Origin of the sequence: Microbaculum marinum (assembly GCF_037855135.1) — a bacterium.
Lineage (GTDB): Bacteria > Pseudomonadota > Alphaproteobacteria > Rhizobiales > Tepidamorphaceae > Microbaculum > Microbaculum marinum.
In genome coordinates this window covers 510,071-530,236 of sequence record NZ_JAZHOF010000001.1, presented here as the reverse complement: position 1 = coordinate 530,236, position 20,166 = coordinate 510,071, and the positions used below count along the sequence as shown (strand labels likewise).

Here is a 20,166-nt window from a genome sequence, read left to right as displayed (position 1 = left end):
GCGTCAGCTCCGATAGTCGGCGTTGATCGAGATGTAGTCGTGGGTCAGGTCGCAGGTCCACACCCGCGCGCTGCCCTCGCCGATGCCGAGGTCGACCCTGAGGTCGATTTCCCGCTGCTTCATGTAGTCGGTAGCGATTTCCTCGTCGTAGAGGGGGTCGCGTTCGCCGTCGAGGGCCACGCGGATCTCTCCGAACCAGATCGACAACCTGTCGCGATCGGCCGGTTCGCCGGCCTTGCCGACGGCCATCACCACCCGGCCCCAGTTGGCGTCCTCGCCGGCGATCGCCGTCTTGACCAGCGGCGAATTGGCGATCGCCATGGCGATGCGCTTCGCCGAGCGGTTGTTCTCGGCGCCCTCTACGGAGACCGTCACGAACTTGCTCGCCCCTTCGCCGTCGCGCGCCAGCAGCTTGGCAAGCTGTCGCATCACGCGGGCCAGCGCGCGCCGGAACGGCTTCAGCCGTTCATCGTCGACGGTATCGATCCTCGGCGCACCGCGATCCGCGGCCTTCCCCGTGGCGAAGAGCAGCACCGTGTCGCTGGTCGAAGTGTCCCCGTCGACGGTCACCGCGTTGAACGACTTCTCGGCCGCGCGCCGCAACATCGCCTGCAGAACCGGCGCGGCGATCGGCGCGTCGGTGAACAGGAAGCCGAGCATCGTCGCCATGTCGGGGGCGATCATGCCCGATCCCTTGGCGATCCCGTTGATCGTCACCTCGGTGCCACCCAGATCGGCGGTTATCGACGCGTATTTCGGGAAGGTGTCGGTCGTCATGATCGACTTCGCCGCCTCGGCGAAACCACCCGCGGCGGCCTTCTTGGCCATGTCGGCGAGCACCGCCTCGAAGGGCCCGGGGTCGAGCGGCTCCCCGATCACGCCGGTGGACGCCAGGAAGACCTCGTCGGCAGAGCAGCCGACCGCGGCGGCAGCCAGGGCGGCGGTCTTCTCCACCGCCTGCCGGCCGCGCATGCCGGTGAAGGCGTTGGCATTCCCGGAATTGACGACCAGCGCCCTCGCCGTGCCGCCTGGAAGGTGCTCGCGGCACCAGTCGACCGGTGCCGACGGGCAGCGCGAGCGCGTCAGCACGCCCGCCACCGTCGTTCCGGGATCCAACACCGCCAGCATGACATCCTTGCGGCCGGCATAGCGGATGCCGGCCTCCGCGGCGATCAACCGCACGCCCTCGATATCCGGCATCTCCGGCATGACTGCCGGCGCCAGCGGCGAAACCTTGCCGGCCATCAGGTTGTCCCCCGCGAAAGCCGCGCCCGGGTCCGGCTACTCGGACGCGGGCTCGGCGCCTTCCGTGGCTTCGTCATTCTTCTTCTTGCCCGCTTTCGTCTTGCTCTTCTTGCCCTTGTCCTTGCCGTCGGTTTCGGCGGCCGGCTCGTAGAGCTTCTCGACGTCGGCGGTTTCCCGCAGGGACATGATGATGTCGCGCTGCCGCTGGCGAGCGACCATCTCGTAGAGCTCGCCTTCCACCTCGTCGAAGCCGGGCTTGTTGCGCTTGCCCTCGGTCTTGATGATGTGCCAGCCGAAATCCGACTTCACCGGCTCGGAGATCTGGCCGGGCTCCAGCGCGAAGGCCGCTTCGGCGAATTCCGGGACCATCTCTTCCTTGGTGAACCAGCCGAGTTCGCCGCCCTCCTTGCCGGAGCCGGGATCCTTCGACTTCTCCCTGGCCAGCGCCGCGAAGTCGCCGCCCTCGTCGAGCTGCTTCTTGATCTCCTTGGCCTCGTCCTCGGTCTCCACCAGGATGTGGCGGGCGCGAACGCGCTCCTGCTCGGGCACCTCCTTGATGACCTCGTCGTAGAGCTTCCTGGCCTCGTCCTCGGTGGCCGCCGCCATGCCCTCGTCGTTGAGGTACTTTTCCATCAGGTTGCGGTCGACCATGTAGTCCATGCGCTTCTGGAAGGCCGGGTCGTCGGCCACGCCGGCCTTGCGCGCGGCCTCGGACACGATCATCAGGTCGGTGAGGTAGGTGACCAGGTAGTCCCTGCGTTCGGCCTCCGACAGGTCGGGAATGGACTCCCCGATATCCTGCTCGGCGATCGCCAGGTCGCCTTCGGTGATGACCTTGCCGTTGATCCTGGCGACGGCCGTGTTGCCGGCTGCCATGTCCCCGGCGCCTTCGGGAGCTGCCGTTTCCGGGGCAGCCGCTTCCGCCGCGGCGCCGTCCTGGGTGGTGGTGTCCTGGGTCGTGGTGTCCTGGGCAAGCGCCGGCGCGGCGGCGACGAGAATGGCGATCAGGCCGCCCGCGAAAAGGCGCGTCGACGACGAAAGACGATAGAACTTCATGAGCCGGTATTCCGTGTGCTGGAGTGTCGGCGCACCGGGCGCGTATCGCACCGGCGCTGGAGGTCCGCACGGGGGCCGGGTCGCAGGCCCGGCGGACACCGGCGCCAAGCTTGCGCAATCCGGTCGCGTTGACAAGGCGAAATCCGACTCTTATCTCAGCGCATTGTAGCCGCTCGGCTGCGGTGAACAACGGCGTTAATCGGCCCTCCGGGCGTTTCCGGCGCGGCCGGCACCACGTACCGCCTGTCGCATGGCGGCGCACCCCATACAAAGGCTCACCTCGCGTTCCGCGGGCGCAAGCCGGAGAGACGACACGCATGATCGGCCTCGGCAGCATCGCCAGCAAGATTTTCGGCTCCGCCAACGACCGGAAGGTCAAGTCCTATCAATCCCAGGTCGACGCGATCAACGCGCTGGAGCCCGAGATGGAGCGGCTGAGCGACGAGCAACTGCGCGCCCGCACCGCCGAATTCCGCCAGCAGCTCGCCGGCGGCGCGACCGTGGACGAGCTTCTCGTGCCGGCCTTCGCGACCGTACGGGAAGCCGCCAAGCGGACCCTCCATCAGCGCCATTTCGACGTGCAGCTGATCGGCGGCATGGTCCTGCACGGCGGCAACATCGCCGAGATGAAGACCGGCGAGGGCAAGACGCTTGTCGCCACCCTGGCGGTCTACCTCAACGCCTTGGAAGGCAAGGGTGTCCATGTCGTCACCGTCAACGACTACCTGGCCCAGCGCGACGCCGAGTGGATGGGCGAGGTCTACAAGTTTCTCGACCTGACGGTGGGCTGCATCACCCACGGCATCGACGACGAGGAACGCCGGCGCCAGTACGCCTGCGACGTCACCTACGGCACCAACAACGAGCTCGGCTTCGACTACCTGCGCGACAACATGAAGTACGAGCTGAACCAGATGGTCCAGCGCGGTCACAATTTCGCGATCGTCGACGAGGTCGACTCCATCCTGATCGACGAGGCGCGCACGCCGCTGATCATCTCCGGCCCGGTCGAGGACCGCTCCGAGCTGTACAACAACATCGACGTGCTGATTCCCTCGCTGCAGCCGGAACATTTCGACGTCGACGAGAAGCAGCGCTCGGCGACGCTGACCGAGGCCGGCACCGAGTTCATCGAGGAGAAGCTCAAGGAGGTCGGCCTGCTGACCCAGGGCTCGCTCTACGACGTGGAGAACGTGACGCTGGTCCACCACGTCAACCAGGCGGTGCGCGCCCACAAGCTGTTCCAGCGCGACAAGGACTACATCGTCAAGAACGGCGGCGTCGTCATCATCGACGAGTTCACCGGCCGCATGATGGAGGGCCGGCGTTATTCGGAGGGCCTGCACCAGGCGCTCGAGGCGAAGGAGCACGTGCAGATCCAGCCGGAGAACGTCACCCTCGCCTCGATCACCTTCCAGAACTATTTCCGGCTCTACGACAAGCTCGCCGGCATGACCGGCACGGCCGCCACCGAGGCCGACGAGTTCATGGACATCTACGGCCTCGAGGTCATCGAGGTGCCGACCAACGTCGCGGTCGCGCGCATCGACGACGACGACGAGGTCTACCGCACCACCAAGGAAAAGTACGACGCCATCCTCGAGCTGATCGGCGACTGCAAGAAGCGCGGTCAGCCGGTGCTGGTCGGCACCACGTCGATCGAGAAGTCCGAGCAGCTCGCCGAGCTGCTCAAGAACAACGGCTACCGCCAGAAGGACTTCACCGATCCCGACGCCTTCAAGCCGCTCTACGACGGCGACCAGGGCACCGACAGCGAGAAGGTCTTCGCGGTGCTGAACGCCCGCTACCACGAGCAGGAAGCCTACATCATCGCCCAGGCCGGCGTGCCCGGCGCCATCACCATCGCCACCAACATGGCCGGCCGCGGCACCGACATCCAGCTCGGCGGCAACGCCGACATGCGCATCCGCCACGAGCTGGAGGGCATGGAGGAGGGACCCGAGCGCGAGGCGGCCGAGAAGAAGATCCGCGACGAGGTCGAGGCGCTCAAGACCATCGCCAAGGATGCCGGCGGGCTCTACGTGCTGGCCACCGAGCGGCACGAGAGCCGGCGCATCGACAACCAGCTTCGCGGCCGGTCCGGCCGCCAGGGCGACCCCGGCCACTCGAAGTTCTTCCTGTCGCTGCAGGACGACCTGATGCGCATCTTCGGCTCCGACCGCATGGACGGCATGCTGCAGAAGCTCGGCCTGCAGGAGGGCGAGGCGATCGTCCATCCGTGGATCAACAAGGCGCTGGAGAAGGCGCAGTCGAAGGTCGAGGCGCGCAACTTCGACATCCGCAAGAACCTGCTGAAGTTCGACAACGTGATGAACGATCAGCGCAAGGTGATCTTCGAGCAGCGCATCGAGCTGATGTCCGGCGAGGACATCACCGAGACCGTCGCCGACATGCGCCACCAGGTCGTCGACGAACTCGTCACAACCCATATCCCCGAGAAGGCCTATGCCGAACAGTGGGATACCGAGGGCCTGAAGGCGAAGGTGCAGGAGCACCTCAACCTCGACCTGCCCGTCGACGAGTGGGCGAAGGAAGAGGGGATCGCCGACGAGGAGATCCGCGAGCGCCTGACGAAGGCGGCCGACGAGCGGTTCGCCCGCAAGGTCGCCGACTTCTCGCCGAGCGTCATGCGCCAGATCGAGAAGGCGGTGTTGCTGCAGACCCTCGACCATCTCTGGCGCGAGCACCTGGTCACGCTCGACCACCTGCGCCAGGTCGTCGGCTTCCGCGGCTACGCCCAGCGCGACCCGCTCAACGAGTACAAGACCGAAGCCTTCACGCTTTTCGAGCAGATGCTCGACCGGCTGCGCGAGGTCGTTACCGGCCAGATGATGCGGGTCGAACTGGTGCGCGAGGCACCCGAGCCCGAACCGCTGCCGCAGATGGAGGCCCACCATCTCGACCCGGCCACCGGCGAGGACGAGATGGCGATGGCCGGCCCGGAAATGGCGATGGCCGGCGGCGGTGCTACCGCCACCCTCGCGCCACCGGTCAGGAAGAGCGAGCGCAATCCGAACGATCCCTCGACCTGGGGCAAGGTCGGCCGCAACGAGCCCTGCCCCTGCGGCTCCGGCAAGAAGTTCAAGCACTGCCACGGCCGCTTCGGCTGAGGGCGCCGGCCCCCGCATGTTGTCCCGGCACTCAATTCCGGGTGGCACGCAATTCCGGGTGGCACGCGGGGCACGGTTTGCGGGTATAGTTCCGAGCGTCGCTGCCGGCGCGTGTGCCGGCGGCGAGACCGATTGGCCGGCAGCCCATGAACGATCAACCCAAGCCTTCCTCGCTTCCCGACATCTACTGCTCCGAGGTGGACGTCCAGGGGCTGTCCGACTGGCTGATCAGCCAGGCGTTCGACGACCCGGACGTCGTCGAGGTCTTCGTCGGCCTCTGCGAGCGGCTGCGTGACATCGGCGTGCAGGTCGACCGCGCCAATCTGGCCTGGCCGACGCTGCATCCGCTGTTCGACGCCGAATCCGTCATCTGGTATCCACAGACCGGCGCCGTGCTCGAGACCCTGCCGCACGGCAGCGATCGCTCCGACGACTGGAAGAAGAGCCCGCTCAAATACGCGGTGGAGGCCAATCTCGACATGCTGCGCCGGCGCCTCGCCGGGCCAGAGGCGCAGGCCGATTTCCCTATCCTGCAGCGTCTCGCCGACGAAGGGATGACGGACTACCTGCTGTTTGCCACGCGCTACTCGATCCCCCGCGTCACCGAGAACGGCGATCCGGGCGGCGTGCTGGTGAGCTGGGCGACGAAGCGCCCCGGCGGCTTCACCGACCGCGAGTTCGCGACGCTGAAACGCCTGCAGGGGCGGCTTGCGATCGCCACCAAGACGATGGTCCTGAGCCGCATCACGCGCAACGTAGCCGACGCCTATCTCGGCCGTGTCGCCGCCCGGCGTGTGCTCTCTGGCCAGATCCGGCACGGCGACGGCGAGGTGATCGAGGCCGTCGTCTGGTACTCGGACCTGCGCAATTCGACGAAACTCGCGGAAATGATGCCGGAAGGCCGGTACATGGACCTGCTCAACCGGTATTTCGAGTGCGTCGCCGGGGCAGCGCTCGACCGTGGCGGCGAGGTGCTGGACTTCATCGGCGACGCGGTTCTGGCGATCTTTCCGCTCGATCCCGCCCTGGAGCCCGCCGAGCGCGTCGGCGGCGCGATCACGAGGGCCTGCGAGGCGATCACGGAGGCGGACGCGCGCCGCCGGCGGATGCTGGAGGTCGACCCCGGCCTGCCGCTCGATTTCGGCATCGGCGTCGACTCGGGACGGCTGATGTTCGGCAATATCGGCGTGCCGGACCGCATGACGTTCTCCGTGATCGGGCCCACCGTCAACCAGGTGGCGCGGATCGAGAAGTACACCAAGGAACTGGACGTGCTGGCGCTGGCCACGGAAGCGATCGCCCTCGAGGCGCCGCACCGCTGGCGCCCGGTCGGCGCCCACGACCTGGTCGGCTTGTCGCATTCCATCGAGCTGTTTGCCTGGCGGGACGACGCGGCTGCCGGCCTCAGCCCCGCGGCCGTCACGGGACGATGACCCCTGCGCGGGCGCCATACGATTGAACCTGGACCCCGATTGTGCGTTCTGGTTCCGTCACGTCCCGCTGGGAACCGTCCATGGCCGATCGTCGTCTTCTCGTCGTTGTCAATCCCGGTGCCTCCCGGGCCGAAACCGAACTCGCCCCGGCGATCGGCGCGCTCGCTGCCGCCGGTTTCGAGATCGACCTCAGGCGATCCAGGCGCTCCGAAGACCTCGGCGCCCTGATCGTCGAGGGCGCCCGCTCCTGCGACGCGGTTCTGGTCGGCGGCGGCGACGGCACCGTCAACGGCGCGCTCGGCGCCCTGATCGAGGCCGGCAAGCCGGTGGGGATCCTGCCGCTGGGAACCGCCAACGACCTGGCGCTGACGCTAGGCATACCGGCCGACGCCGAGGGTGCCGCCGGCGTCGTCGCGGCCGGCCGCACGCGCCGCATCGACATCGCCCGCGCCAACGGCCGACCCTTCGCCAACGCCGCCTCGGTCGGCCTTGGGGTCGAGATCGCGCTGCACCAGGATTCGGAGCGCAAACAGAACTGGCGCGTGCTCAGCTACCTGCTCACCACCATCGAGGTGCTCGGCGAGGCCGAGCGCTTCCGCGCCACGATCGAGTGCGACAATCGCCGCTTCGAGGTCGAGACCTATCAGATCGCAGTCGGCAACGGCGTCTTCTACGGCGGCGGCATGCGCGTCGCCGAGGACGCGGCGATCGACGACGGCATGCTCGACGTCTACGCCATCGAGGCGGAGACAATCGGCGAACTGATGACGCTGGCCCCCGCGCTGCGCGCGGGAACCCAGATCCACAGCGACTGCGTCACCGCCCTGCGCTGCCGGTCCGTGCGCATCGAGACCGATCAGCCGCTGTCGGTGAACACCGACGGCGAGGTAACCACGAAGACCCCGCTGGAGATCACCGTCGACCCCGCCGCCCTCGATATCTTCGCCCCGCCCCCGGCCGCATAGCCCAGCTCCATCCGGGCTACGGGTGGCAGATACCATCGCCATCCCCCGCAGCGACCGCCGCTGCTGGGCCCCGGGTCAAGCCCGGGGCGTAGGCTGCGGAACTGGCAAATGCCCCGCCCCACCCAAGGCATACGTCCCGCCCCCCGAGCCGGGACCCAGCGCAACACTCCGGCGCAGCCGCTGAATTGGGGCGCGTCAGCGCCCGTCCCGACAGACCGGCAGCAGGTGCGGCAATCGCCGCGCTGGGCCCCGGATCAAGCCCGGGGCGTAGGTCTGTCGTGGGGCAAGGCCCCTGCCCAACACGCGGCTTACGTCCCGGGCTTGACCCGGGACCCAGCGTAACGACCCGCCGAAGGCGCCGCCTACGTAGCCCGGATGGAGCGCAAGCGAAATCCGGGAACGGCGGTGCGGTCGTCCCCTACCCGAGAGTGCCTCCGGCGCAGCCCCCGGATTACGCTGCCGCTTCATCCGGGCTACGTGCTAGGCCCAGAACACTCCCAACCCCGCCGCCTGCGGACAGGCCCGGGGCGCGGCTGCGGTATGGCCAATCTAATACGACATATCTCAGCCGTCATGCCCGGCCTTGTGCCGGGCATCCACGGACAGCGGTCACCGCGGAGAAGACGTGGATGGCCGGGACAGGCCCGGCCATGACGCCCAAGGCAGATGCGGTAGTCGGCGCGGACTGTCGATTTCCGTAGGCCTGCCAGTCCCTTACCAGAATCCCGCCGACAATTTTATTCACACTCTCCAGAACGCGCGTATGCTCATGCCATCTCTCCCATGCGGGGGCGTGTCCGGATCCGACACGGACCACGCGGGAGGGAGCGGCGCCTCCAGCAGGCCGTGCATGTCGGCACGCCGGCTCGGGGAGGCTCCCGGATCGCCCGTCCGTACTAAGGCGGGCCGCCCAAGCGGGCCTTGAGGCGGGATCAGTCCGGCCGTCCGAGGGAGTTCCACGGGGACCGTGGCGCAGGAGGCCAAGCCTCCTGGCAGCGCACCCCGGGGGCTCTTTAGGGCGCGAGCCGTTCGCCCCCGCCGGAGCGCGATCCGGACTTGGCCTTAACCGCCGCGGCGGGCGCTCGGACGAGCGCCACCACTAAACACCTAGCAAGGCACTCCTTCGAGCGCCCGCGCCCCGCATGCCCTGATCTGCGAACCCTTCGGGTTCGCGGGCGTTATCTGCTATGGATGCGCCAGTCGCGCCTTCCAGCCTGCCCACCGGACGTTCCCCCGCAATGACTGTCGACCAGATCTTCCTGTTCTCGCTCTTCGTCGCCGTGTTCGCGCTGATGCTGTGGGGGCGGTTCCGCTACGACCTCGTCGCCTTCGCGGCGCTGCTGGTCGCCATCATCTACGGGGCGGTGCCGAAGGACGCCGCGTTCTCCGGCTTCGGCCATCCGGCCACCATCATCGTGGCGCTGGTGCTGGTGGTGTCGCGCGGCCTGATCAATTCGGGTGCGATCGACCTCGTCATGAAGTTCCTCTCCAACGGCGGCCAGAGCGTCGGCCGGCACATCGCCAAGCTCGCCGGCATCGGCGCCATCCTGTCTGCATTCATGAACAACGTCGCCGCGCTCGCCCTGCTGATGCCGGTCGACATCCAGGCGGCCGCCAAGGCCAACCGCAGCCCGGCGGTGACCCTGATGCCGCTGTCCTTCGCCACCATCCTCGGCGGCCTGATCACCCTGATCGGCACGCCGCCGAACATCATCATCGCCTCGTTCCGGCAGCGCGAACTTGGCGAGAGCTTCCACATGTTCGACTTCGCGCCGGTCGGCTTCGCCTGCGCCCTGGTCGGGGTGGTCTTCGTGGCCACGATAGGCTGGCGGCTCATCCCCGCGTCGGCCACAAGTCGCAATTCCGGCGCCGAACTGAAGGACCTGCACGGCTACGTCGCCGAACTGGTGGTCGGCGAGGATTCACCGGCGATCGGGCAGAAGGTCGCCGATCTCGACGAGGTTGCGAGCGGACTCGAGGTCGCGATCGTCGGCCTCGTGCGCCGCGGCGAGCGCCTGCCGGGGGGCGCCCGCCGGACGGAGATCCGCAAGGGCGACCTGCTTGTCGTCGACGCGACACCCGACGCGATCGATTCGATCGTCGGGGAACTGAAGCTCGGCTATATCGGCGAGGACAAGCACCGCGAGGAGGCCGGCGCCGACCTGAAGGTACTCGAAGTCGTGGTGCCGCAGGATGCCCGGATCCAGGGCCGCTCGGCCGACGAGGTGCGCCTCCTGAGCCGTTACGGCGTGACGCTGCTCGGTATCTCCCGGCAGGGCAAGCGCTTCCGCGAGCGTGTCCGCCGGCTGCCGATCGCCCCCGGCGACATCCTGCTGCTGCTCGGACCGGCCGACCGGATCGAGGATGCCGCCGCCAGGATCGGCACGCTGCCGCTTGCCGAGCGCGGGCTGCTGGTGACCCAGCACGGGCGGGCCGGATTCGCGGCGGCCGTCTTCGCGCTCGCCGTCGCGCTCGCCAGCTTCGGCGTCCTCTACCTGCCGGTCGCGCTGGCCGCCGTGGTGGTGATTTACGTGCTCACCAACATCATTCCGATCCGCGAGGTCTACGACGACATCGAGTGGCCGGTGGTGGTGCTGCTCGGCTCGATGATTCCGCTCGGGGTGGCGCTGGAGAATTCCGGCGGCACCGAGCTCATCGCGCAGGCACTGGTGACGGTTGCCGCCGGCACGCCCGCCTGGGTCATCCTGACGCTGCTGATGATCGTGACGATGACCCTGTCGGACGTCCTCAACAACACCGCGACCGCCGTCATCGCCGCGCCGGTCGCCGTCGACATCGCCAACAGCCTGAATGCCAGCCCGGACCCTTTCCTAATGGCCGTCGCGGTGGCCGCCTCCTGCGCGTTCCTGACGCCGATCGGCCACAAGAACAACACGCTGATCCTGGGCCCTGGCGGCTACGCGTTCGGCGACTACTGGCGCATGGGCCTGCCGCTGGAGATCATCGTCATCGCCGTGGCGATACCGACCATCATGATCGTCTGGCCGTTCTGAGGACACCGGGATGCGGATCTTCGATGCGCATTTCCATGTCGTCGATCCGCGATTCCCGCTGGTGGCGAACCAGGGCTTCCTGCCCGACCCATACACGGTGTCCGACTATCTGGCCGAAGCGCGCCCGCTCGGCATCACGGGCGGCGCCGTGGTGTCGGGATCCTTCCAGGGCTTCGACCAGGGCTATCTGCTCGATGCACTGGCCCGTCTCGGCCCCGGTTTCGTCGGCGTCACACAGCTCCCCGAGAACGCGCCGGACGCGGATATCCTGAACCTGCACGCCGCCGGCGTCCGGGCGGTCCGCTTCAACCTGAGGCGCGGCGGCTCGGCCGGTGTCGAATCGCTGGAGGCGATGGCCCGGCGCGTCCACGAGATCGCCGGCTGGCACGTCGAACTCTATGCCGACGCGACGGCGCTCGCGGACCTGCTTCCCGTGCTGACGGCCCTGCCGAAGCTCTCGATCGACCATCTCGGCCTGAGCGAGGACGGCCTGCCGACGCTGCTGCGGCTGGTCGAGGCCGGCGCGCGGGTGAAGGCCACGGGATTCGCCCGGATTTCGGGAGACGTCGCTGCGATCCTGCGGGCGGTGGCCCGGGTGAACCCCGGCGCCATCCTGTTCGGCACCGATCTGCCGTCGACGCGTACCCGGCGCTTCGCCCCGGAGGACATCACGCTGATCGAAGCGGCGTTGGGCGAGGCGATGCGCGATGCCGTGTTTCACGGCAACGCGGCAACGTTCTACGGGATCGACGAGGCTCTTCCGGGGGGAGAGGCGGCGGAACGGGCGTTCAGCGCCGGATGATGTCGGCGGGCACCGAGACCCCGTTCACCTCCTCGAAGAAGTCGAAGGCGGCGAAGACGTCGTCGTTCTCGATGATCTCGACATAGGCGGTGGCGGCGTTCAGCCGTTTCGCCGAGGCACCCGCGTCGGCGCTCTTGTCGCTGGCGTCGGGCCTCTGCTCGGGAACCGGCACGGTGCCGGTGGTGATCGGATCGGCGCTCTGGTCGGCGACAGCATCCGCCTGCCCGGCTTCGGCGTCGCCCAGCGGCTTCAGGCTGCCGGTGATGTCGACCAGCTTGCCCCAGACGCCGGAGAACGCGGTCGCCACCGAGGGCAGCCTCGCCGGCGCCGTGGTGCTGACCGCGACGACCTCGATCGGCGCCACGTCCTCGCCGGACTCTGCCGTCTCGTCGGCCGACGCCGTCTGCGTCGTCGCCTCGCCGAGCACCTCGTCCGCTTCGGCGTCCGACCTGTAACCTTCGGCGCTGCCCTGATCCTCGAGGCTCGCGGTCATGACCAGCTGCTGCTTTGCGAGTTGATCCTGCTGCATCTTGTCCTGCAGCTTGATCTCGGCGAGCGCCACCTGATAGGCGGTCTCGTCGCGCATCTGCTTGCTGGCGACGGCGACCTCGATATTGTCGGGAACGTCGAGCTGCGGGCAGGTCGCATACGGATCGAGACGCTTGCTCGGGTCGACCGGGTTGGCGTTGAACACGTAGTCCCGACCGCACACGCCGACGTTCGGCGGCCTGCCGGTGACCTCGAAATGGTCGCTGCCTTCCTTGAGCTTCTTCCAGAAGCTCATGTTCGGATTGCCGGCATGCTTGGCCATGTTGGCGGGTGTCATCCGGAACGGATACGCCTGCACCTGGAATTCGCGCTGGCCGCCGCGGAAGGCATCGCGCGCAAGTGCGTAGATCTCGGCGATCTGTTCGTCCTCCATCGCATAGCAGCCCGCCGACGAGCACGCCCCGTGGACCATCAGGTGCTGGCCGGTGCGGCCGTGCGACCTGTCGTAGGAATTCGGATAGCCGATGTTGAAGGACAGGTAGTAGCTGGAATTCGGGTTCATCTGGGCCGGCGTGACCGTGTAGAAGCCCTCAGGCGCCTGCTTGTCGCCTTCCTTGATCTTGGGGCCGAGCTTGCCCGACCAGCTGCAGATCTCGTAATCCTTGAAGAACGCGTAGCGTCCGTCCGGACCCGGCTTCCACACTTCGAGCGTGTTTTCTTCCTTGTAGATCCGCACGAGTATCGGATCCGACTTGCTCATCCCCTTTTCCTCGAGCTGGCGAACCGTCGCATAGCTCAGCGGCTGGAGATGCTTGGAGCTGCTCATCTGGTCGTCGATGCAGCCGCCGACCGCCGTCAGCGTGACTGCAAGCGCCAGAACGCGCACGTGGGAAAGTGACATCATGGATCGATCCGAAAATCCAAACGCAACTGCTACCGGGTCAGACAATAAGGGCGATAGCGTTAAGACTCGGTTTACCGGCCCGCATCCGGTGAGTTTCGCCCCGCGTCGCCTTATTCGCAATAGCAATATATCGGCAAAACAATGGCATTGCCGAGATTCCGGTCAAAGCGACCGCCCCATGGCGATAAATTTCTCGCGACGGCTCCTGCGGACGGCGTCGCCGTCCATCCCGTCGAACTCCCGCAGGGCCTCCGAAATCGCCCTGCCGGTCGATTCGATCGCCGCCTGCGGCTCCCGGTGGGCACCGCCGACCGGCTCGACGATGATCTCGTCGATCACCCCGAACTGCTTCAGGTCGCTGGCGGTGACCTTCATGGCGGTCGCCGCGTCGCTGGCCCGCGCCGAATCCCGCCACAGGATCGATGCCGAGGCCTCCGGCGAGGCGACCGTGTAGATCGAGTGCTCCAGCATCAGCACCTTGTTGGCGGCCGCGATACCTACCGCGCCGCCCGAACCGCCCTCGCCGATCACCACGGCGACGTTTGGTGTGGTCAGGGCCAGGCAGGCATCGATCGCCCGGGCGATCGCCTCGGCCTGGCCGCGTTCCTCCGCGCCGATGCCCGGATAGGCCCCGGCGGTATCGACGAACGCCAGCACGGGCAGGCCGAAGCGCCCGGCCAGTTCCATCAGCCTGACCGCCTTCCGGTAGCCCTCCGGCCGCGCCATGCCGAAATTGTGCTTGAGCCGGGCCTGGGTGTCGGCCCCCTTTTCGTGCCCCATGACGACCACCGGACGGCCTTCGAAGCGCCCCAGCCCGCCGACGATCGCCTTGTCCTCGCCATGCTTCCGGTCACCGGCCAGCGGCGTGAAGTCCTCGATCAGCGCATCGATGTAGTCGAGCGCATGCGGACGACCGGGATGCCGCGCGACCTGGGTCTTCTGCCAGGGCGTGAGCTTCGCGTAGAGATCGCGCAGCGCCTGTCGCGCCTTGGTCTCCAGCCGCGCGATCTCGTCGTCGACCTTGACGCCGTCCTCGCCCCCGTCCAGGGCGCGAAGTTCGGCAACCTTGCCTTCGAGATCGGCGACCGGTTTCTCGAATTCGAGATAGGCCTTCATTGTGTTTCTTTACCTTCCGGGCTGCGGGAAACTGTCTTTCCCCCCCTGTTCTGTCAAGCGTCGGCGGTTTCCTCAGCCGGTGCCGCCGCGTTCGTCGTCGCTGTCGCTCCGATCGTTTCCGGCGGGTACGGCACGCGCCATCGGATGATGCTCGTCGACCACCTGCCTGAGCCGATCCTCGAGCACGTGGGTGTAGATCTGGGTGGTGGAGATGTCGGCATGGCCGAGCAACTGCTGCACCACCCGCAGGTCGGCGCCGTTTTCCAGCAGATGGCTGGCGAAAGCGTGGCGCAGCACGTGCGGGGATATCTTCGATGCCGGCAACCCGGCGCGCGCGGCGAGCGATTTGAGGTCGCGGGCGAAGGCCTGCCGAGTCAGGTAGCCGGAATCGGAGTCGGCGGGAAACAGCCAGCGGCCGAGCAGGCTGCGCTGCCTTTTCGCCTCGTCCCAGACCGCCAGCGCGCCGCGCGCGGCCTCCGTCAGCGGCACCAACCGCTCGCGTCCGCCCTTGCCGACGACCGCCAGCATCGCCCGTTCGCCGCGCGCCGCAGACGCCGGCAGGGCAACGAGTTCGGAGACGCGCAGTCCGGTCGCGTAGAGCAGTTCGAGGAGGCAGCGCATCCGGATCGCCCGAATACGACGCAACGCCGGCGCCGTCTCGTCGGCGGCTTCGGCCGACGCGCGGTCGAGCAGGGCTTCCACATCGCGCTGGCTCAGCACCTTCGGCAGCGGCCGGCCGCGCCGCGGCCCCTCCAGCGTCTGCGTCGGGTCGTCGCCGCGGGCGCCGCTTTCGACCAGGAAACGATGAAACTGGCGCAGCGCCGAGAGCCGCCGCTGCTGGGAGGTCGGCGCAAAGCCGCGTTCCTCCATGTCGCCAAGGTAGGCACGGATGAGGTCGGCGGAGGCCGCCGAAACGTCGGTGCCCCGCCCCCTAGCGAAGCCGGCGAAGTCATCGAGGTCGCGCCGGTAGCTCTCCAGCGTGTTGCCTGCCGCCAGCCGTTCGGCCGCGATCATTTCGAGGAACGCCTCGATCAGTGCGCCCCGGGTCTTCCAGGAGGTTGCCTTGGCGGCGGTCAAATCTGTCTCCAGGACATCCACGGTGCCGCACGGGTACGCCGCCCGCCGATCCGTAACATGCCGGTCCGTAACATGCCGGCCCGGCACATGCCGGTCAGGGCTGCAGGCGTTCGGCAGGAACCCGCACCGATATCTCGCGCGGCTGCGGCTCGACGAACGTGACAAGCGCGAACATGGTCGCGTACACCAGCCCGACCAGGAAGCCGACGATTACAAGGAAGCGGAAAAGACTAGGCACCGCCCGATTGTCTCCCGTGCGCGGGAACCCAAGCGACCGTCGTTCCCAAGCTTGTCACGATACCGGCCGGCGACTACTCATGGGTCCCCGACCCGGGGTTCCCGGACCCCTGCGGTCGCCGATATAGGATAGTTTGGCGCGATACGCCACCAGACATCGCATGGCCTCGACACGAAACCAATCGAGAACGTCCCGACGCGGATCCTTGCCTGATCCTGCCGGCATCCGTGCGCGGCTGGACGGCCGGTCCGCCGTACTGATCGGCATGATGGGCGCCGGCAAGTCGTCGGTCGGCCGCAGGCTGGCGGCCAGGCTCGGACTGCCGTTCGTCGACGCCGACACCGAAATCGAGGCGGCGGCCGGCTGCTCGATCCCGGAGATCTTCGCCCTGCACGGCGAGGAGCACTTCCGCGACGGCGAGCGCAAGGTCATCGCCCGGCTGCTCGACGGCGGGCCGCAGGTTCTGGCGACCGGCGGCGGCGCCTGGATGAACGAGACGACGCGGGAAAACGTCGCCCGGGTGGGCGTGTCGATCTGGCTGAATGCCGATCTCGACGTGCTGCTGCGTCGGGTACGGCGGCGCGACGACCGCCCGCTGCTCAGCGGCGACGACATCGAGGCGAAGCTGCGCCACCTCGTCGACCTGCGCTATCCGACATATTCGATGGCCGACGTCACGGTGCACTCACGTGACGTGCCGCACGACGTGGTTGTCGACGAGATCCTGATCGCGCTCGACGATTGCCTTCCGCGCGACGAGGCCGACCCCGGCGCCTCCGGTCGCAGTGGCGGGCTGAGCACAGAAAGGACGTCCACATGACAGCCGACCTGAAGCCGGCGGCAGCAGGCGAAACGGTGCGGGTCGAGCTCGAGGACCGCGCCTACGATATCGTCATCGGTCCGAATGTCCTGGCCCGTCTCGGCACCCTGGTCGCAACGCTGGCGCCGGGCGCGCGCCTTGCGATCGTCACCGATAGCATGGTGGGGGCCCTGCATGCCGATGCCCTGCGCGAGGCGGTGGCCGGCAAGGCGGAGATCGCCTCCGTCATCACCGTGCCGCCCGGCGAATCGTCGAAATGCTTCGCCGAGCTGGAGCGGGTCGTCGGCGAGCTTCTGGACGCCCGCGTCGAGCGCGGCGACATCCTCGTCGCCTTCGGCGGCGGCGTGGTCGGGGATCTGGCCGGGTTCGCGGCGGCCGTCCTGCGGCGCGGCATCCGCTACGTGCAGGTGCCGACCTCGCTGCTCGCCCAGGTCGACTCCTCCGTGGGCGGCAAGACCGGCATCGATACCGCCCACGGCAAGAACCTCGTCGGCGCCTTCCACCAGCCGGCGCTGGTCGTCGCCGATACCGGTCTGCTCGACACGCTGAGCCCGCGCGAGTTCCGCGCCGGCTACGCCGAGGTCGCCAAGTACGGCCTGATCGACGATGCCGAGTTCTTCGGCTGGCTGGAGGAAAACTGGCAGGACGTCTTCGCCGGCGGTCCGGCCCGCATCCACGCGATCGCGACCAGCTGCCGGTCGAAGGCCCGGGTCGTCGCGGCGGACGAGCGCGAAGGCGGCCAGCGTGCCCTCCTCAACCTCGGCCACACCTTCGGCCACGCCATCGAGACTGCCGCCGGTTTCGACGGCACCCTGGTGCACGGCGAGGCGATCGCCATCGGCATCGTTCTGGCGCATGGTTTCTCGGCCCGGCTCGGCCTCTGCGATCCGGCTGTCGAAGGCCGTGTGGAGGCGCATCTGTCGGCGGTTGGCTTGCCGACCCGGACATCCCATATCAAGGCCGACATGCCGGATGCCGACGGCATGCTCGAGCTGATCCGGCAGGACAAGAAGGTCGAGCGCGGCGCGCTGACCTTCGTGCTGACCGAAGGAATCGGCAAGGCATTGGTGAAGAAGGACGTGGACGCGGCGACGGTCAGGGACTTCCTCGCCGAACGACTGAAGACATGACGCTTACGATCGCCCTCATTCTCGGCGCCATCATCGGCCTGATCATCGCCTCGGGCTTCTTTTCGGGATCGGAGACCGCGCTGACGGCGGCGTCCCGCGCCCGCATGCATCATCTGGTCACTACCGGCGACCAGCGCGCCAGGATCGCCACCCGGCTCCTGGAAACGCGCGAGCGGCTGATTGGAGCGCTGCTGCTCGGCAACAACCTTGTCAACATCCTCGCCTCGGCGATGGCGACGAGCCTGGCGATCCGGCTGTTCGGCGATGCCGGCGTCGTCTACGCGACCATCATCATGACCGCGCTCGTCGTCGTCTTCGCGGAGGTTCTGCCGAAGACCTACGCGATCATCCATCCCGACCGCGTCGCCCTGTTCGTCTCGCCGATGGTCCAGGTCATCGTGTGGATCTTCGGACCGGTGACGCGCGCGATCGAGTTTCTGGTGCGCGGCATCATGCGCGCCGCCGGCAGCGGCATCGCCGACAGCCAGCCGCTTCTCTCCGCCCACGAGGAGCTGCGCGGGGCAATCGACCTGCACCACCGGGAAGGCGCCGTCGTCGCCGAGGACCGCTACATGCTCGGCGGCATCCTCGACCTGCGCGACCTCGAAGTGTCCGACATCATGGTGCACCGCACGGAGATGCGGATGCTGAACGGCGACGACCCGCCGGAGAAGATCGTCCGCGACGTGCTGGACAGCCCGCACACCCGGCTGCCGCTGTGGCGGGGAGAATCGGAGAACATCGTCGGCGTACTGCACGCCAAGGACCTGCTGCGGGCGCTCGCCTCGGCCGGCGGCGACGCGGCGAAGCTCGACATATCCGAGATCATCAACCCGCCCTGGTTCGTTCCCGACACGACCAGCCTGCAGGACCAGCTCAACGCCTTCCTGAAGCGCAAGGCGCACTTCGCTCTGGTCGTCGACGAGTACGGCGACGTCCAGGGGCTGGTGACGCTTGAGGACATCCTGGAGGAGATCGTCGGCGACATCGCCGACGAGCACGACATCGTCGTTCAGGGGGTCCGCCCGCAGCCGGACGGAGCCGTCAACGTCGACGGCTCGGTGCCGATCCGCGATCTCAACCGGGTCATGGAGTGGAACCTGCCGGATGACGAGGCGACGACGATCGCCGGGCTGGTCATCCACGAGGCGCGGCAGATCCCCGAGCCGAGCCAGGCCTTCACGTTCCACGGCTTCCGCTTCCAGGTGCTTCGCAAGAAGGGCAACCGCCTGACCTCGCTGCGGATCACGCCCGTCTCCAAGCTGAAGCCGGCCAGGATCGCCAAGACCGCCAGACCGGCCGGCGAGGCGAGGCCGGCGGGCGAATAGGTCAGGCCTGCGGGACCTCCGTCGAGGCGAGCCTCCAGGCGGCGAGGCAGCCCACGGCGGCGATCGGCAGGAACGCCGCGAACACCCAGAACGCCGTCCGTTCGACCGCCTCCGGCGAGAGGCCGTCGCCGAGACCGGCAGCGTTGGCGACGATACCCGACAGGGCTGCCCCGATCGCATAGCCGGCCATCTGCAGCGTCGGCGCAGCCGAAGCCGCCCGCTCGCGCTCGCCGGCGGGAACCGACGCCACGATCCGCCTGAGGATGAAGGCCCAGGCGACGCCGAAGCCCGCCCCCTGCAGCATCGCCCAGGGGACCAGCGCCGACAGCGGCCCGGACGGCATGACCAGGGCGAAGCCGACGATCCCGCCGGTGATCGCGAGCGCCCCGAAACGGATCAGCCAGGGCTCCAGCCGCGGCCGGGCGTTGACGAAGACGATCGCTGCGACCGACCACGACACCGATTCGATGGCGATCATCAGCCCCGCCATGAACGGGGTCACCCCGAACAGCGATTCCATGATCAGCGGTCCGTAGACGGTGAACGACACCGTCGCGATGGACAGGGTCAGCACCATGGTGAAGCCGGCCCCCCACGGCGCCCGTATGTCGAACGGACGCGCCGGCAGCAGGCGCCCCCGCCCGCGTCCGTCGAGCCTCAGCGCCAGCAGCATCAGCCCGAAGCCGGCGAGAACCAGCAGGAGTGCCAGCAGCGGCGCGGGATGGATGCCGGCAATCAGGATCAGCAACACGCCCGAGCTGAGCAGCACCAGCCGCCGCCAGGGCAGCACAGCCTCTTCGACGACCTTCGACCGGCCGGTCTCCAGAAGCATCAGCGCCAGGATCGCAAACACCACCGCCTGCAGACCGAAGGCGACAAAGGCCCCGCGCCACAGCCCGATCGTGGCGAACGCCCCGCCGATCAGCGGCCCGACCAGCGCCGAGGCGCCCCAGGTCGCCGAGATCAGCGCCAGCAGCTTGGGCCAGTGGCGTTCGGGAAACATCTGCGCCATCCCGACATGGCACAGCGCGATCATCCAGCCGCCGCCGACGCCCTGCAGCATGCGGCCGATCAGCATCGTCGCCATGTCCGGCGCAAAGGCGCTCGCCCCGCAGCCGAGCGCATAGACGAGCGCGGCGCCGGCCATCGCCAGCCGCAGCCCGAAGCTGACGGCAAGCAGGCCGGCGAGGAAGCCCGCCGAGATCGAGCCGAGTTCGTAAAGCGCGATCGTCCAGTAGATGTAGTCGAGACCGCCGATATCCGCGACGGCGCTCGGCATCACGGTAGCGGCCAGCAGCGAGTCGGCCGCGTGCAGCCAGACGCCGAGGCACAGGATGGCGACCCGGCCGATCCCGCTCTGCAGGACGATGGTACGAAAATCGGCGTCGGAGGGGCTGGGCATGGTATCACCGCTATGA

Annotated in this window: 15 protein-coding genes; 8 read left to right on the top strand and 7 right to left on the bottom strand. The window is 68.0% G+C overall.

The features are described from left to right. Positions 1-3: 3 nt before the first annotated feature. Both argJ and V3328_RS02455 read right to left on the bottom strand, forming a co-directional pair. Entirely contained in the window at positions 4-1,245 is a 1,242-nt protein-coding gene (argJ, locus tag V3328_RS02460) for a bifunctional glutamate N-acetyltransferase/amino-acid acetyltransferase ArgJ (RefSeq protein WP_340328053.1), read from the bottom strand. 36 nt (positions 1,246-1,281) lie between these two features. After that, positions 1,282-2,301, bottom strand: a complete 1,020-nt coding sequence (locus V3328_RS02455; RefSeq protein WP_340328052.1) for a peptidylprolyl isomerase — start codon at positions 2,299-2,301, stop codon at positions 1,282-1,284. Positions 2,302-2,618: 317 nt separating this feature from the next. On the opposite strand from V3328_RS02455, the gene secA reads away from it, so the two are divergent. The 5 genes from secA to V3328_RS02430 all read left to right on the top strand — a co-directional run bounded on the left by secA (position 2,619) and on the right by V3328_RS02430 (position 11,646). Next, positions 2,619-5,432 (top strand): preprotein translocase subunit SecA, encoded by a 2,814-nt coding sequence (gene secA, locus V3328_RS02450; RefSeq protein WP_340328051.1) that lies wholly within the window; start codon positions 2,619-2,621, stop codon positions 5,430-5,432. A 146-nt stretch (positions 5,433-5,578) separates the two neighbouring features. After that, positions 5,579-6,865 carry an adenylate/guanylate cyclase domain-containing protein gene (locus V3328_RS02445; protein ID WP_340328050.1) on the top strand — a complete coding sequence of 429 codons (1,287 nt, stop codon included), beginning with the start codon at positions 5,579-5,581 and terminating at the stop codon, positions 6,863-6,865. Between the two features lie 80 nt (positions 6,866-6,945). Then, positions 6,946-7,830: a lipid kinase gene (locus V3328_RS02440; protein WP_340328049.1), complete on the top strand. Its 885-nt coding sequence runs from the start codon at positions 6,946-6,948 to the stop codon at positions 7,828-7,830. A 1,238-nt stretch (positions 7,831-9,068) separates the two neighbouring features. Continuing rightward, positions 9,069-10,844, top strand: coding sequence for an SLC13 family permease (locus tag V3328_RS02435; protein ID WP_340328048.1), 1,776 nt, complete (start codon positions 9,069-9,071; stop codon positions 10,842-10,844). Positions 10,845-10,854: 10 nt separating this feature from the next. After that, positions 10,855-11,646, top strand: coding sequence for an amidohydrolase family protein (locus V3328_RS02430; protein ID WP_340328047.1), 792 nt, complete (start codon positions 10,855-10,857; stop codon positions 11,644-11,646). On the opposite strand, the gene V3328_RS02425 is transcribed toward V3328_RS02430, so the two are convergent. The 4 genes from V3328_RS02425 to V3328_RS02410 all read right to left on the bottom strand — a co-directional run bounded on the left by V3328_RS02425 (position 11,633) and on the right by V3328_RS02410 (position 15,470). Then, positions 11,633-13,039, bottom strand: a complete 1,407-nt coding sequence (locus V3328_RS02425; RefSeq protein WP_340328046.1) for a L,D-transpeptidase family protein — start codon at positions 13,037-13,039, stop codon at positions 11,633-11,635. The genes V3328_RS02430 and V3328_RS02425 overlap by 14 nt on opposite strands. Positions 13,040-13,201: 162 nt before the next feature. Next, entirely contained in the window at positions 13,202-14,155 is a 954-nt protein-coding gene (locus tag V3328_RS02420; RefSeq protein ID WP_340328045.1) for an acetyl-CoA carboxylase carboxyltransferase subunit alpha, read from the bottom strand. Positions 14,156-14,227: 72 nt separating this feature from the next. After that, the gene (locus tag V3328_RS02415; RefSeq protein WP_340328044.1) at positions 14,228-15,232 is read right to left on the bottom strand and encodes a site-specific tyrosine recombinase XerD; all 1,005 of its coding nucleotides are present in this window, start codon (positions 15,230-15,232) and stop codon (positions 14,228-14,230) included. A 94-nt stretch (positions 15,233-15,326) separates the two neighbouring features. Then, positions 15,327-15,470: a histidine kinase gene (locus V3328_RS02410; RefSeq protein WP_340328043.1), complete on the bottom strand. Its 144-nt coding sequence runs from the start codon at positions 15,468-15,470 to the stop codon at positions 15,327-15,329. Between the two features lie 160 nt (positions 15,471-15,630). Between V3328_RS02410 and V3328_RS02405 the strand changes: the two genes are divergently transcribed. The 3 genes from V3328_RS02405 to V3328_RS02395 are packed head-to-tail and all read left to right on the top strand — an operon-like array spanning position 15,631 to position 18,748. Next, on the top strand, positions 15,631-16,290 hold the full coding sequence (locus tag V3328_RS02405) for a shikimate kinase (RefSeq protein WP_378758882.1): 660 nt from the start codon (positions 15,631-15,633) through the stop codon (positions 16,288-16,290). After that, entirely contained in the window at positions 16,287-17,420 is a 1,134-nt protein-coding gene (gene aroB / locus V3328_RS02400) for a 3-dehydroquinate synthase (RefSeq protein WP_340328042.1), read from the top strand. Before V3328_RS02405 ends, aroB begins: the two co-directional genes overlap by 4 nt. Further along, entirely contained in the window at positions 17,417-18,748 is a 1,332-nt protein-coding gene (locus tag V3328_RS02395) for an HlyC/CorC family transporter (protein WP_340328041.1), read from the top strand. The genes aroB and V3328_RS02395 overlap by 4 nt, the downstream gene beginning before the upstream one ends. Before the next feature lies 1 nt (position 18,749). On the opposite strand, the gene V3328_RS02390 is transcribed toward V3328_RS02395, so the two are convergent. After that, entirely contained in the window at positions 18,750-20,150 is a 1,401-nt protein-coding gene (locus V3328_RS02390; RefSeq protein WP_340328040.1) for an MFS transporter, read from the bottom strand. Between the last annotated feature and the right edge of the window lie 16 nt (positions 20,151-20,166).